Genomic DNA, 14288 nt, shown 5'->3' with positions numbered 1-14288 from the left:
AGAGAGCTTTTTTTATGTGATCTGATCAGCAAAATGTAGAGATATATAGGCGGGCTGTTTTTTCATAACAAGCATATAACCTTTGAGGGGACGATTGCAGTAATCAGCAGCTTCTATATAATAAATATGCTGAATTAACCTGCTTAAATGGGTTACAAAAGATGGAAGTTGATGAGTAGGAATGCTTTGGATGTAGTCTATGATTTCTTGCTTAGTTTGAAGGCCCGAACGAGTACATTGTAACAGATGAAAAAGCGGATCTGCTGTTATAGTAGATAGTTCAGAATTGTGTTTGATTCTATTCAGCTGGATATGCAGTTCTTTTTTGGACCATCTTTTTGGAATAGCTCTTATATGCTGATATTGAAAATGTGTATTCATGATAGCTAACACCTTTCGTATTAAAATAATAAAATGACTTATTATTTTAATAACCTTTACACATGAAACTAAAACGTTACAATGTGTAAAGGTGTCATACATCTTATAAAATAAGCTGATAAAAAAGCACATCTTGCCACTGATCGAATTTCCAGCCTACTTCTTTAAATTCTCCGCAAAATGTAAAATTAAATTGCTCATGCATTTTGATACTGATATCATTCCCTTTTGTAATCCCTGAAATGACAACGTGATGGTTGAGTTCTTTAGCCAATTCCAAAATTCGCTTCATAAGCTGTTTTCCAATGCCATACCCCTGCTGATTTTTATCAATATAAATCGATAGCTCTACCGTTTGAATGTACGCTTCTTTATCTCGATAAGAAGAAAGCGAAGCATAGCCCGCTACTACCCCATCTTTTTCCGCAACAATAAGCGGAAAAAGTTCATTGCTAATATGATTATTAAACCAGCCCCTTCTTTGTTCTACCGTTACAGGCGTTAAGTCAAAAGTAGCAGCACTTTTTTGAACGGACTGATTATAAATTTCAACAAGCATAGGTAAATCTTCTTCTTTAGCATAACGAATGATCATATGTACAAACTCCTTATAGTATAGAATTATCTTTATTTTACTTCTTTTAATAAACATAATCTACATAAAAAAACCGATGTGCACATGCACATCAGTTATGATTTTGAGCATATTGAAAGGTTTGAAGAACTTGAAGTGTCTCTTTTGTAGAAACGACCGTTGCAAATTCCTCATGCAAAGAAGACAGTGCGAATGTATGTACATCTTCTGCAGGAAGCCTTGTCTTTCCATCGTAGGACATACAATCAAAGCAAGCTGTTGCATCGTTTACAACGTACGTCCTGTACCCTAGATTTCCAGCCATGCGGGCAGTCGTAGAGACGCAGTGATTAGTAGTTAGTCCTATTAAGATAAGCGTATCATAGCCATTTGCTTTTAAATAACTGTCTAGCTCTGTTCCAATGAAGCAGCTGTTCACGTGTTTGCGAATTAAGTATTCATCTTCTTGTGGACCAAATCCTTCCTTGAATTGAAACCCCTTCGAACTTGGGTGTAAAGGAGAATCTGGATTTTCCGAAGCATGCTGTACGTGAATGACAGGATAATTTTGGCGCCTCCATGCTTGCAGTAGCGTCAGCATATGTTTTTCTGCCTCTAGATTATTTCTTTCCCCCCACTGTGGTGAATAAAATCCTTCTTGCACATCGATAAGCAGCAGCACTGGCCGGGAACGTAGCATAAGCATCATCTTCTTTCGTCTTTATTTTAAAATGGAAATAACGTATGTGCACCCATCAGGACCGGCTTTTGAAGAATGAACCGTTTGTTTCGGTAAATGTATGCGATCTCCTGCCTGACATAGAACCGTATCACGTTCAACTGTAAAGTAAATAGATCCTTCAAGTATATGAAGAATTTCATCAGTTGGATGCGTATGAGATGGATGCGTTTGAAAAGCAATATCGTGCTGTACTTCAACGTATCCAGTATACGCCGGAAGCAGTTCTTTAATTACTTCTTCAAACTTTCCGCCAACTCCTTTTTTAATAGAGGCTTTTTTTACGTCCATGCTGCTCACTCCTTTTTAATTTAAACGGACACTGTCCGATAGTATAGTTGTTATCATCGTGCAAAAAATATTGCTTCCACTCTCGGTTTTCCTGCTGTCCATACCATCCTAATTCAGGATGAGCTGATACGTCATCATATGTTTTCAACCGATCACGGACGACCTTTTGTACGTGCTTCCCTATTTTTGAATCTCCTGTCATCCCTTCAAACACCCATCGAGGCTGAAATGTAATCATAAATCCTCTGCTTTTACGACTTTTACGTAAAGAATGAGCAGGCGTATTACAGACGACAAAAATAGGTTCTCCGTGAAAGCAAAATTCCCATAATGCATCTTTTGGATCTTTTGGAATGTCTTGCGGCCATTTCTTTTGATCAATTTGATGAAGAAACGTCAGCGTATCCCAAAACATCGTTTCGTACTCTTCCATTGAACGTTCTTTATGTTCAGGCTTAAAGAATAACACAAAAGATGTATAGCGACCTATGGTCTTGAACGTATCTATGTATTCTCTAAGTGCCGACGCTGTATTCCTAATATCTTGGTAGTTATAAGGAGTAGTCACAAATGAAAAACGCAGTAAATCTTTTTTAAAGCCTTCTACCCCTAATATACAAGGAAATGGATTTTCTTCTGATAATATATCGCTTTGGAAATATTGAAAAGCATCTTTTCCCCAGAACGGGACATGCGTTGACTCTAAAATCTCATTAGCTCGAAAAAGCATTTTTGATGCCATTAAAACCCTCCTTATGGAACTCAACGTTACATGTGTATTAAAAAAAAGAAAGTTTATGAGTATTTTTAACTAAATCCCGCTTCTAAATTATAAAACTCTAATCTATATATATATAAGCTACTGTTGGACAAGTTAGAAAGGAGGCTGTGTTTTTGGAGTGGTTTTTGATTGCTATAAAACAAATAATTCTAGGTGTTAGTCTCGCAGCACCGGTAGGTCCAATCAATATAGAGATGATTAAAAGAGGTCTGACAAAAGGATTTTGGGCTTCTTGGCTAGTTGGTTTAGGGGGCATGACGGCCGATATCTTATTTATGCTTCTCATTTTAATAGGGTTAACGCCTTTTGTTCAAATGCAGGCTGTTACGGTTGTCCTGTATGCAACGGGTTTTGTCATGCTCACATTTGTTGGCTTTCAAAGTATGAAGCAAGCTGTCTCTCGTTCCTTTTCAGTAGATGTAAATAACCCTTCTGTTAAAAAAGATAAGTCGTTTTTTACAGGTTTTTTTATTGCTCTTATGAACCCTTTAAATATTGTGTTTTGGTTTGGTGTATTCGGGTCAAGCTTAAGCGAAAGCCTCCAAAGTCAAACGTGGTTATCTGTCTTTTTTCACAGTTTCTTTATTATCTTTGGCATCCTTCTTTGGAATTTAAATATTGCGAGCAGCATTCATTTTACAAGAAAATTTATCACGCCTAAGCTTTTTCGCCTCATTACGTTAGGTGCTGGTTTTCTACTTTTTTTATTTGGCTGCCAATTCGGTTTTAAATGTGTATCCTTACTTATCGGCTGAGCTTTTATTGATGAGTTCAATAAGGGTGTCATTTACTTTCTCACGTTCATCATAAAAAAGACCGTGTCCACTATTTTCAAATGAAAGAAGTGTAGAAAATGAAATATGACGATTCATAACTTTTGCAAGATCAAATGGACAAATTTGATCTTTTTTTCCGTGTAATATATATGTCTCAGCGAAAATTTGACTCAAATCTTCCCGCAAGTCTTCGTCTCGTAAAGACACCGCAGTTTTAATCGTTCCATGGCCAGATGCCTCTAAACCTAAATCTTGAAACCATCCTCTAAAAGCTGCGCTGGTAGGCTGATTAAAAAATTTTTTCCCAAAGTCTTCAAGCATGTTAGGACGATCTCTATACGTATTTTGAATAATTGTATTTACTTCTTCAGCTGGAAGTCCATATGGAAAATCAGTTTTTTGAATAAAGCTTGGAGCCGCTGCCCCTAATAAAATTAACTTCTTCACGCCATACCCTAAGTGTCTACTCATATATCGTATGGCAATGGCTCCCCCCATAGAAAAGCCTACGAGCGTATAATTTTTAAGTCCCAGTCTTTCTACTAACATGCGAATATCATCCGCTAATTGATTATAAGAATAGCCCGTGAAAGGCGCATCTGATTTTCCGAATCCTCGAAGATCAGGAGCGATACATCGAATACCTCGGGCCGGCAATGTTGTAAATTGATATTCGTACATTTTAGCGTTAACAGGCCATCCATGAAGGAAAAGAACGGCTTCCCCTTTTCCAATGTCCCGAACAAAAAGTTTAGTCTTAGGAGTTACGTGAATAAAATAGTTCATGTATAACACCTCCTAGTTGTTCTTTTATATATATGTTTAGGACAATTGGAACATTCAAAAGTTTCTTAGATGCTTGTGTAGGAGGTGTATTATGTTTATTTGGGATGAGGAGTAGGGTAATTCTTTTATATTGTTTATTTAGAACATAGTTTAATTTAAAAATATTGAACAAAAAAAGTAGTAAAGCTTTAAAAACTTTACTACTTTTTTTGTTATTTTTCTTCCAGCCACACATCAACTAAATTGCCAGCTTCGCTTTGGTCCAATACGAACGAACCGTTGCTGTATCGGTCGCTAGCTCGCATTGTAGACGGATCAACCTGCTCGATTTGACCTTTAGATGATTCCACTATCATATAATGTTCTTTAGAGATTGCTTTTACTTTTGCAATTTGATGCGGATTAGATTTTAGTTCTCGGACCATCACTAGCCCTCGTTTTGCTCGTGATGATTCTTCAAACTCAGTAATTTTTGTCTTTTTCACAGCTCCTCGCTGCGTGGCGATAAATAATTCAGTTGATAGAGCTTCATCTTCATCGAAGATAACGCCGCTTACAACATAATCATCGTCTTTTAAGTTAATTCCTTTCACACCAGAAGCGCGAGTTCCTACAATATTGATTTCTTCTTCCCGGAAACGCAGTCCGTAGCCAGAGCGAGTGGCAATAAACACTTGTTTTTTACCATCCGTTTGATATACATCGACTACTTCATCATCACCTTTTAAATTAACGGCGACAAGAGCTTTGGAGTAGCGCTGTGCTTTATATTGAAGTAATTCTGATTTTTTGACCATACCATTTTTCGTAAAGAAAAGCAGATACTGATTTTCTTTAAATTCTTTTACCGGTATCGCCTGTACAATTTGCTCTTCTTTATCAATTGGAACAATGTTCATGATATGCTGCCCCATGTCTTTCCACCTGATATCAGGAAGTTCGTGCACTGGCATATATAAATAATTCCCTTTGTTTGTGAAGATGAGCAGGGTTTCGGTTGTATTAATTTCATACTTCGCTAAAATTCGGTCCGTATCTTTCATACCGAAGTCTTGCCCGTTAGACGCGGCGTAAGAACGAAGGCTTGTTCGTTTTACGTATCCGTCTTTTGTGACTGTCACCATCACTTCTTCAGATGGAACCATCACTTCTAGATTAATCTTAATTTCTTCGATTTCCGCTTCAATTTTTGAGCGGCGTTCTGTACTGTATTGCTTTTTTACACGGCGTAATTCTTTTTTGATTACATTAAAAAGTTTTTTCTCGCTATGTAAGATTTCTTCTAACTCGTTAATTTTAGCACCTAGCTCTTCAGCTTCCGCTTGTAGAGCTGTGATGTCCGTATTTGTCAAACGGTATAATTGAAGCGACACAATCGCTTCTGCTTGAGGTTCTGTAAATTCATATTTGGCAATTAAATTATTTTTAGCATCGCGCTTATCTTTAGAAGCTCTGATGGTCGCAATAACTTCATCTAAAATCGACAGTGCCTTAATCAATCCCGCTACAATGTGTTCACGTTCACGTGCTTTTTGCAGTTCGTACTTAGAACGATTTGTTACCACTTCTTTTTGATGATCAATATAAGCATCAAGAATGTTAGCCAAGCTCATAAGCTTTGGTCGCTTTTTAGCAATAGCAACCATGTTAAAATTATACGGTACTTGCAGATCCGTATTTTTATAAAGATAGTGAAGTACTCCTTGAGCATTTGCATCCTTTTTTAATTCTACTACGATGCGCAGACCGGTACGATCCGTTTCATCGCGAACTTCAGCAATGCCTTCCACTTTTTTATCTAAACGAAGCTCATCCATTTTCTTAACAAGGTTGGCTTTGTTTACTTCAAACGGAATTTCCGTAATGACAATTTGCTGTTTTCCGCCGCGAATGGACTCCACTTCCGTTTTTCCGCGAATAATAATTTTTCCTTTACCTGTCTCGTAGGCTTTCTTAATCCCGTCTACCCCTTGAATGATTCCTCCCGTAGGGAAATCAGGACCTTGAATAGCCGTCATCAACTCTTCAATTGTACACGTTGGTTTATCAATTCGCATGATCGTTGCGTCAATTACTTCACCTAAATGATGAGGAGGAAGTTCTGTAGCATAACCAGCTGAAATACCCGTGGATCCATTTACTAGCAAGTTAGGAAACATAGCCGGTAACACAGTTGGTTCGCTGCTTGTATCATCGAAGTTAGACACAAACTCAACCGTTTGTTTGTCAATATCTCGTAGAAGTTCTGCAGCAATCGATGAAAGGCGAGCTTCTGTATAACGCATTGCTGCTGGGGGATCTCCATCAATACTTCCGTTGTTTCCATGCATTTCGATCAATACATTTCTAACTTTCCATTCTTGACTCATTCGAACCATGGCATCATATACAGATGAATCACCATGAGGGTGATAGTTACCAATTACGTTCCCTACTGTTTTAGCTGACTTGCGAAAACCTTTTTCTGCTGTATTTCCATCTACGTGCATTGCGTATAAAATACGGCGCTGAACGGGTTTTAACCCGTCTCTTGCATCCGGCAGTGCACGCTCTTGAATAATATATTTACTGTATCGACCAAAACGGTCGCCTAGTACATCCTCAAGAGGTAAATCTAAAAAGCGTTCTGTTTGTGTCATTGTGCGTCCTCCTCTGCGACCGTTAATACATTTTCATTATCTAAAATATTTGGATCTTCTTCTAACCCAAACGCTACGTTGCTTTCAATCCATTTTCTGCGTGGTTCTACTTTATCGCCCATCAAAGTGGTCACACGACGATCAGCGCGAGCAGCATCATCAATACGGACACGAATCAGCGTACGCGTCTCTGGGTTCATTGTTGTTTCCCAAAGCTGATCTGCGTTCATTTCACCGAGACCTTTATAGCGCTGAATCATATAGCCTCTTCCTACCTTATCAATAGCACCTTGCAATTCTTCGTCACTCCATGAATATTCAACCACTTCTTTTTTACCTGACCCTTTACTTACTTTGTAGAGTGGTGGAAGAGCAATAAATACTTTTCCTGCTTCCACAAGCGGTTTCATATAGCGGTAGAAAAACGTTAGAAGAAGCACTTGAATATGAGCGCCATCCGTATCCGCATCGGTCATGATGACTATTTTATCGTAGTTAATATCATCGATGGTGAAATCTGCTCCTACTCCTCCGCCTATCGCGTGGATGATCGTACTAATTTCTTCGTTTTTAAAAATATCTTGAAGCTTGGCTTTTTCGGTATTGATAACCTTCCCTCGCAGTGGCAGCACAGCTTGAAAGCGGCGGTCCCTTCCTTGTTTTGCTGAACCTCCGGCGGAATCCCCTTCGACTAAATACAGTTCGTTTCGCTGAGGATTTCTTGATTGCGCAGGCGTTAACTTCCCGCTTAGAACGGTTTCTTGACGCTTTCGTTTCTTCCCGTTTCTTGCGTCTTCTCTCGCCTTTCGTGCTGCTTCACGCGCTTGAGCAGCTTTGATTGCTTTTTTTACAAGAAGAGAGCTTACGTCTGGGTTTTCTTCTAAGAAATAGGCAAGTTTTTCAGAAATAACTGCATCTACGGACGAACGAGCTTCACTTGTACCTAACTTTCCTTTTGTTTGTCCTTCAAACTGAAGCAATTCTTCAGGTATTCTAACGGAAACGATGGCTCCTAAGCCTTCTCGTATATCTGTTCCTTCTAAGTTTTTGTCTTTTTCTTTTAGCAGGCTCACTTTACGGGCGTATTCATTAAATGCACGGGTCATAGCGCTTTTTGCACCGGACTCATGCGTTCCACCATCTTTGGTACGAACATTATTAACAAATGATAAAATGGTTTCAGAATAACCATCGTTAAATTGAAAGGCAAATTCAACTTCAATATTATGGTGAATCCCTTCAAAAAAGACGACTGGATGAAGTGAATCTTTTTCTTCATTTAAATATGAAACGAAGGCTTGAATACCTGTTTCATAATGAAAGATATCGTGACGATCATGCCTTTTATCGATTAACTCTATTTTGAATCCTTTTAACAGAAAAGCCGATTCGCGGAGCCGTTCACAAAGCGTATCATAATTGTACACAGTTGTTGAAAAAATCGTGGCATCCGGTTTGAAATGAATCGTTGTTCCCGTTTTTTTCGTTTTCCCTATTTTTTCTAGCGTCGTAACCGGCTTTCCTCCATTTTCAAAACGCTGTTCATAAATAAATCCATCTCTATGAATGGTTACAGTCAACCATTCAGACAGCGCATTTACAACAGATGCACCTACTCCGTGTAAGCCTCCGCTTGTTTTATATCCACCCTGTCCGAATTTACCTCCTGCATGCAAGATGGTTAAAATAACTTCAGGCGTTGGTTTTCCTAGTTTATGCATGCCCGTTGGCATACCTCGACCTTTATCTTGTACAGAAATTGAATTATCTTTGTGAATGGTTACAATAATTTCTTCTCCGTAGCCTGCTAGAGCTTCATCGACAGAGTTGTCGACGATTTCATATACTAAATGATGCAGACCTCGTGTATCCGTACTTCCAATATACATACCAGGACGTTTACGAACGGCATCTAATCCTTCTAGTACTTGAATTGCATCTTCATTATAATTAAATTGTTGTTTCCGAGCCATTCATACTACCCCTTTCATCACAACGAACATTACTACATTATGTATGAAACACAAACGTTTGCGCTTCGTGTCTAAGAATAAATGATCATGTATCCTATCTTTTAATTTTATAGTGTTCGCATCAACAGAACGTATGTTTCTATTTTTGCGTACTTACAAGATTTTAGCACAAATTTCCGTATTATAAAAGCAATATCTTGTGTATTCATGGATTATAAGCATTATAAAGCTAGCTGTCTAACGTCTATTGTAGCGGAAACGCTCTTGCTATTTCAACGCATGGTGAAACCCATGCAAGCAGTGTGCATGGGTTGGTTGTTCTGCTTATAGATCTTACTTTGTTAAAGCATGCTCAACTTTTATACAACGATCCATAACTACAGTATACCCTTTTTTAGCGAGCAGGTCATATGCTTCTTCATTAATTAAACCAGATTGTGCCCAAAATACGTCTGCGTCTACTTCTAAAAACTCTTCTGCAACTTCAAGCAAATGCTCAGAGCGACGAAATACATTAACGATATCAATATGCCCTTCAATTTCTTTTAATGAAGATACGGCTTTTACGCCGAGCGCTGAGTTGATTGTCGGGTTCACCGGAATAATCTCATAACCTTGCTGCTGCATGGCTTCTGAAACCATATAAGACGTTCGATGAGGATCATCTGATAAACCTACTACAGCAATGCGCTTGCTTTTTTTTAATATTTTACCAAGCTCTTGACGGGAAGGAATTTTAATGGACATGTCTATTACCTCTCTTAGCTATATAATATGTACTGAACAACATTCGTGATTTATAGTTGATTTCCTGCATATAGTACCCGTTTTCTCTATTTTTGTAAACGTCTTCTTTTTTTAAAATAATTGTCTCTCACCCAAAACTAGCTATGTTTTTTTAAGTATCTCATGGTAAAATAGAAACGATATAGAAATAAAGGAGCTTTCAAACATGAATTATTTATTACCTATTCTTGCCTATATCTTGGGCTCTATTCCTTTTGGACTAGTTGTTGGAAAACTAGGATACGGCATCGATATACGAGAGCATGGAAGCGGCAATTTAGGCGGCACCAACTCCTTTCGTACATTGGGCGTAAAAGCCGGAATTATCGTTACGCTTGGAGACATTCTAAAAGGAACCCTAGCAGCTTCTTTACCGCTTTTATTTAATACGAATCAAAACATTCTCTTCATTGGTTTATTTGCTGTCATTGGTCATATTTTTCCTGTTTTCGCGAAATTTAAAGGCGGGAAAGCTGTTGCCACGTCCGCCGGAGTGATTTTGTGTTATGAACCTCTTTTATTTGCTTTCGTACTATTATGTTTTTTTATCTGCTTATACATAACGAAGTATGTATCACTGTCATCAATGGTTACCGGGGTATTAACCTTTATCTACACGCTGTTTAAACAAGACTACATGCTTATTATGATTATTGGTTTAATTGTAGCCTTTGTCATTTACAGACACCGCGCAAACATTACCCGAATTCTTAACAAAACAGAACCGAAAGTCACATTTTTGTCAGGTAAAAAGAAATAAGAGGATCTTCCTCTTATTTCTTTTTTTATAACGACTTTGTAAGCGAATACATTTCTTATTTATTAGTTATACTGATACTAAAATAAGGAGGTGAATGATGTGAAGAAAAAATGCCCCATTTGCAAACGAAATAAGAAAATGGATTCACAGCTAGAAGGAAGCCGCTACTGCGTTCACTGCTGGGAAACCATTGGAAAACAATATGATTTCAAATGAAAGAATGAAACGATTTAATATAGAAATGAAGCCTTCACCTCTATATTAAATCGTTTTATTTTATTTTATCTCATTCCTTCCTAGCTGGATTCGTATATATTGGTAATTTATCTACCTTTCTACTATAATAAATGTATCCGCAGTATTGGAAGGAGCATAATTAATGAAATTAACAGTAACAGAAGCAGCAGCTACGTGGTACAAAGACGAAATGATGCTAGAAGGAAATGAAACAATTCGCTTTTTTGTTCGCTACGGCGGGTGCAGCAACGTTCAAAAAGGTTTTTCTTTAGGTGTAAACACAGATTCTCCTAAAAACGTTGGCGTTGAAACAAAAGTTGACGGTTTAACATTCTTCGTAGAAGATGAAGACCTTTGGTACTTTGATGGTCATGATTTGACTGTAAATTATAATGAAGAAACAAAAGAACCTGACTTTCATTACGAAGCGTAAGAAAAAAAGCATCGATTTATCGATGCTTTTTATTCTTGCGCTTAACCCTGCTTTTTGGCATTTTCATAGGCTTTATGCCATTCCGGATAATTACGGCGAATTGAAATAGGCTTAAAGTTTTCTTTTTTCACACATACGTGTGACGATGTTCCTGTTAACGCAAGTTCTTCATTTGAATTAAAAATTTCGTAGTCGTACACAACGCGTAGCCCGTCATAGCTCTCAACCCAAGTATGTACTACAGCTGTCTCGCCATAATGAAGCGGCTTTTTATATGAAGCCTGTATATCAATAACTGGCGACAGCACACCGTCTCTTTCCATTTGTGCATAGCTAAAACCTAAATCACTAATAAACTGCGTTCGACCTATTTCCATCCATACTAAATAGTTAGCATGATACACAACGCCCATCTGATCAGTTTCTGCATAGCGCACTTCGATTTCTTTCTTCGATACTAGCATGATTTTACCTCCTCTTGCACTGTTACTGTTTTATCTTACCATATAAGGAGAATATACTCCTACTAGTTTGGTTCTTACTCAATATGTTGTAAGACTAAGCGCATCTTGAATGCGATATATCAGCATTTCCAGCCGCGTCATCTTATTTTCATGCCTTTTATAAGGAAGTGTATATGTGTAGTCTTTATTTGTCCATAAGCGGTCAAAATAAGCGTTTAGTTCGGTCATAACCTTTTTGTGAGAAGGTCCTGATACTTTAATATCCGTTTCTAAGTTCAAGTCAGCCAAATTTCGTTTTGTGAAATTTGCTGCTCCTGCAATAATAGTTGCATTTTTTTTGTTCCGAATAAATAAAGTTTTAGGATGATACTGCTCTTTTCCCGTATGATACCAGCGAACTTTAATATTTCCTTTAGATTTTTTCACAAGTTCTGCTGCGACTGGACGGTTAGGCAGTCCGAACTTCTTTCTTCCAAACGCATTTTCATTAGGATCTAAAATTAATCGTACGTTTACGCCTTGTTTAGAAGCTTTCAAAAGCGCCTTTATTACGTCTCGATCTCCAAGATAAAACATGCCAAGCCATACATCGTCACCTTTTTTAGCATGACTTAAATCATTTAATACGTGCTTATAGATTTTACCTTCTGTTAACAGCTGAACATAGAGGTCTCCCTTTTCTTTTTCTTTCTTCTTATACCGAGGTAACTTTCCTCCGTAAGAAAAATCTGACACCGCTTGTTCACTTTTTACCACATCTCCAATGATATTCCCTTTTACTTCAAAGGCCATGTTAGAGTTATAAAAACTTGCATCATGAGGATTAGCAGAGGAGATAATAATGCTTTGATCTGTTGCTACTACTTTTCTATGATTAGCTTTTACATTTAACAACTTAAAATAAGCACGGGCCGTCACGTTAGGCGCATTATTTCCAAAAGGATTGGTGATCCATCCGTTTCCTTTTTCACCAAACCACTGAACAAACGTTCTCCACACTGAAGAATACAGTGGAATGGAGTCTCTGAGCTTAGATAAATTGGTTTGTACCACTTTGATTCCGTTTAGCCGCAGTGAATCTAACCACTTTGAATCATGTGAGCCGTAGGTTGTATTGATTTCATCTGTAATAAAGACGATTTCGATAGGAGGATGTTTTCGTTTCTTTTCAATCAGCTTACTTGCAAGCGTATCACTAAGGTGAGGAAACGTTTCGCCTTGGTTATAGTAGCCATTAAATAGAAACATATCCATAATAATAAAAGCTTTTGCGTCATCAATCGCATTTGTAACTGCTTGAAAAATATGTTGTTCAGAAACAGACGTCTGCTGGTCTTGATACGTTAGGTCTGATAAAAGAAATACATCTTCTACTTTGTGAGGCTTACTTTCGTATGAAACTCCTTTAGGCAAGGGCTTATGCGTGTGATAAGAGCCCACAATAATCAAGACGACAAGTAAACTGACCAAAATCCTTACTATTTTCTTTTTCACGTGCTTTTTCACCTACATAAACCTCTTCGCTAGTTTGTATTAGTATTGACCTTACTAAAAAAATATAGAAAGAAAGCAGCTAAAACCGTTTATTTTTAGCTGCTTATTGTCGCTGTTTTATTTATTAAATCGTACCTTCGTAACCATTTTGACGAGCTTCTGACTCATCTTTTATTTCGCTGCGCATTGCTTCGATACTTACTTCACGATTGTGATTTTTTTGCTGAATGCGCTGACGTTCTTCTTCAGTGCTGCATGCAGCTGCTTCTTCTGCTTCTTCAATGTTTTTCATTGTATTTTGGACCATTGTTTGTAATTTTTCAACGTTATCACTGCGATCGTCTGGATTTGATTTATTCCATGCCATTGTATCTTCCTCCTCAAAATAACTTTGTTACAATTGTAGTATGCCGGATTTGTTCATCTCTATAAGTGGAAAAAAATGATTTTAGTTTACATAATATGATTATAATAAAACTAAAATGTATATATAAAAACATACATAATATGGTAATATATACATACAAAGGGGGAATCGCTATGACCAAACGAATGATAACATTACTAAGCGTCATTTTTATTGCAGTGCTTGCCGTATTTTTTATGTCGCAAACCTCATTAGCATCAAAGTTAACAGTAAGTGCCTTTATGAAGCCTCATCATTACTCAAAACATGAAGAAAAGATGTTAGCCGTGACAAATTTAGACTACAAAAGCAATATCATTGCATACGATGTGAAAGCTCCTAATGACACAAAAGAAGCTTATGTAAAAGCTACTTATTATGAAAAGGGAAAAGCAAAAGAGCCTTTATTTTCAGGAGGGTTGACTGTTTCAAAAGAATTTGACATGTTTGCTATTACATATAAAATCGATGATGATGCGCATAAAGTTATGTTTAATGTAGGCAGCAACGATACAAACCTAGGAATAGAAGCGGAAAAGCCAAAAAAAATGAACGGCTATTCCTTTACTGGATTAGAGAAAAAACAAAAAGTAAAAATGAATAAAACATATCCAGTTGCTGCTTTATTTGGTGACGATGGCAGTGGCATACGAGTTGCTCCGCTTTCAACCGACGATGGAGAAGTCGTTAAAGAGCTTATTTCGAGCAATCCTTACGTTTATTTATTCACGGTAGAATTCAAATAATAAAAAGTCGCTGAATTCAGCG

General features: G+C 37.5%; 16 protein-coding genes. 4 read left to right on the top strand and 12 right to left on the bottom strand.

All coding sequences use genetic code 11. The features are described 5' to 3' along the window. Positions 1 to 12: 12 nt before the first annotated feature. From MMB68_RS20840 to MMB68_RS20820, 5 genes are all read right to left on the bottom strand, one after another. Positions 13 to 381, bottom strand: a complete 369-nt coding sequence (locus tag MMB68_RS20840) for a hypothetical protein (RefSeq protein WP_264407574.1) — start codon at positions 379 to 381, stop codon at positions 13 to 15. A 103-nt stretch (positions 382 to 484) separates the two neighbouring features. Next, positions 485 to 976: a GNAT family N-acetyltransferase gene (locus MMB68_RS20835; protein WP_221785058.1), complete on the bottom strand. Its 492-nt coding sequence runs from the start codon at positions 974 to 976 to the stop codon at positions 485 to 487. Positions 977 to 1067: 91 nt separating this feature from the next. Further along, the gene (locus tag MMB68_RS20830; RefSeq protein ID WP_221785057.1) at positions 1068 to 1655 is read right to left on the bottom strand and encodes a cysteine hydrolase family protein; all 588 of its coding nucleotides are present in this window, start codon (positions 1653 to 1655) and stop codon (positions 1068 to 1070) included. Positions 1656 to 1676: 21 nt separating this feature from the next. Next, positions 1677 to 1985: a cupin domain-containing protein gene (locus tag MMB68_RS20825; RefSeq protein ID WP_013057236.1), complete on the bottom strand. Its 309-nt coding sequence runs from the start codon at positions 1983 to 1985 to the stop codon at positions 1677 to 1679. Continuing rightward, positions 1960 to 2727 carry a YqcI/YcgG family protein gene (locus MMB68_RS20820; RefSeq protein ID WP_264407575.1) on the bottom strand — a complete coding sequence of 256 codons (768 nt, stop codon included), beginning with the start codon at positions 2725 to 2727 and terminating at the stop codon, positions 1960 to 1962. Before MMB68_RS20820 ends, MMB68_RS20825 begins: the two co-directional genes overlap by 26 nt. A 152-nt stretch (positions 2728 to 2879) precedes the next feature. On the opposite strand from MMB68_RS20820, the gene MMB68_RS20815 reads away from it, so the two are divergent. Continuing rightward, a complete protein-coding gene (locus MMB68_RS20815) occupies positions 2880 to 3521 on the top strand; it encodes a LysE family transporter (protein ID WP_221785055.1) in 642 nt (213 codons plus the stop codon). On the opposite strand, the gene MMB68_RS20810 is transcribed toward MMB68_RS20815, so the two are convergent. From MMB68_RS20810 to MMB68_RS20795, 4 genes are all read right to left on the bottom strand, one after another. Beyond that, positions 3507 to 4328, bottom strand: coding sequence for an alpha/beta fold hydrolase (locus tag MMB68_RS20810; RefSeq protein WP_221785054.1), 822 nt, complete (start codon positions 4326 to 4328; stop codon positions 3507 to 3509). The two genes, MMB68_RS20815 and MMB68_RS20810, sit on opposite strands and share 15 nt — an antisense overlap. Before the next feature lie 212 nt (positions 4329 to 4540). After that, positions 4541 to 6967 carry a DNA topoisomerase IV subunit A gene (gene parC, locus MMB68_RS20805; RefSeq protein ID WP_221785053.1) on the bottom strand — a complete coding sequence of 809 codons (2427 nt, stop codon included), beginning with the start codon at positions 6965 to 6967 and terminating at the stop codon, positions 4541 to 4543. Beyond that, on the bottom strand, positions 6964 to 8940 hold the full coding sequence (gene parE / locus MMB68_RS20800; RefSeq protein WP_221785052.1) for a DNA topoisomerase IV subunit B: 1977 nt from the start codon (positions 8938 to 8940) through the stop codon (positions 6964 to 6966). Before parE ends, parC begins: the two co-directional genes overlap by 4 nt. A 333-nt stretch (positions 8941 to 9273) precedes the next feature. Then, positions 9274 to 9687, bottom strand: a complete 414-nt coding sequence (locus MMB68_RS20795) for a CoA-binding protein (RefSeq protein WP_221785051.1) — start codon at positions 9685 to 9687, stop codon at positions 9274 to 9276. Between the two features lie 205 nt (positions 9688 to 9892). Between MMB68_RS20795 and plsY the strand changes: the two genes are divergently transcribed. After that, positions 9893 to 10486 (top strand): glycerol-3-phosphate 1-O-acyltransferase PlsY, encoded by a 594-nt coding sequence (gene plsY, locus MMB68_RS20790; RefSeq protein WP_013083364.1) that lies wholly within the window; start codon positions 9893 to 9895, stop codon positions 10484 to 10486. 379 nt (positions 10487 to 10865) lie between these two features. Beyond that, a complete protein-coding gene (locus MMB68_RS20785) occupies positions 10866 to 11156 on the top strand; it encodes a HesB/YadR/YfhF family protein (RefSeq protein ID WP_013057245.1) in 291 nt (96 codons plus the stop codon). 41 nt (positions 11157 to 11197) lie between these two features. On the opposite strand, the gene MMB68_RS20780 is transcribed toward MMB68_RS20785, so the two are convergent. The 3 genes from MMB68_RS20780 to tlp all read right to left on the bottom strand — a co-directional run bounded on the left by MMB68_RS20780 (position 11198) and on the right by tlp (position 13481). Then, positions 11198 to 11620, bottom strand: a complete 423-nt coding sequence (locus MMB68_RS20780) for an acyl-CoA thioesterase (protein ID WP_277549295.1) — start codon at positions 11618 to 11620, stop codon at positions 11198 to 11200. A 78-nt stretch (positions 11621 to 11698) separates the two neighbouring features. After that, positions 11699 to 13126, bottom strand: a complete 1428-nt coding sequence (locus MMB68_RS20775) for a phospholipase D family protein (RefSeq protein ID WP_416234871.1) — start codon at positions 13124 to 13126, stop codon at positions 11699 to 11701. 112 nt (positions 13127 to 13238) lie between these two features. After that, the gene (gene tlp, locus MMB68_RS20770; protein ID WP_014459887.1) at positions 13239 to 13481 is read right to left on the bottom strand and encodes a small acid-soluble spore protein Tlp; all 243 of its coding nucleotides are present in this window, start codon (positions 13479 to 13481) and stop codon (positions 13239 to 13241) included. A gap of 173 nt (positions 13482 to 13654) precedes the next feature. On the opposite strand from tlp, the gene MMB68_RS20765 reads away from it, so the two are divergent. Then, entirely contained in the window at positions 13655 to 14266 is a 612-nt protein-coding gene (locus tag MMB68_RS20765) for a hypothetical protein (protein WP_269870771.1), read from the top strand. Positions 14267 to 14288 lie beyond the last annotated feature (22 nt).

This window comes from Priestia sp. Y58 (assembly GCF_029522095.1).
Lineage (GTDB): Bacteria > Bacillota > Bacilli > Bacillales > Bacillaceae_H > Priestia > Priestia megaterium_E.
The sequence above is the reverse complement of the archived record's forward strand: the minus strand, read 5'-3'. Positions and strand labels throughout refer to the sequence as shown.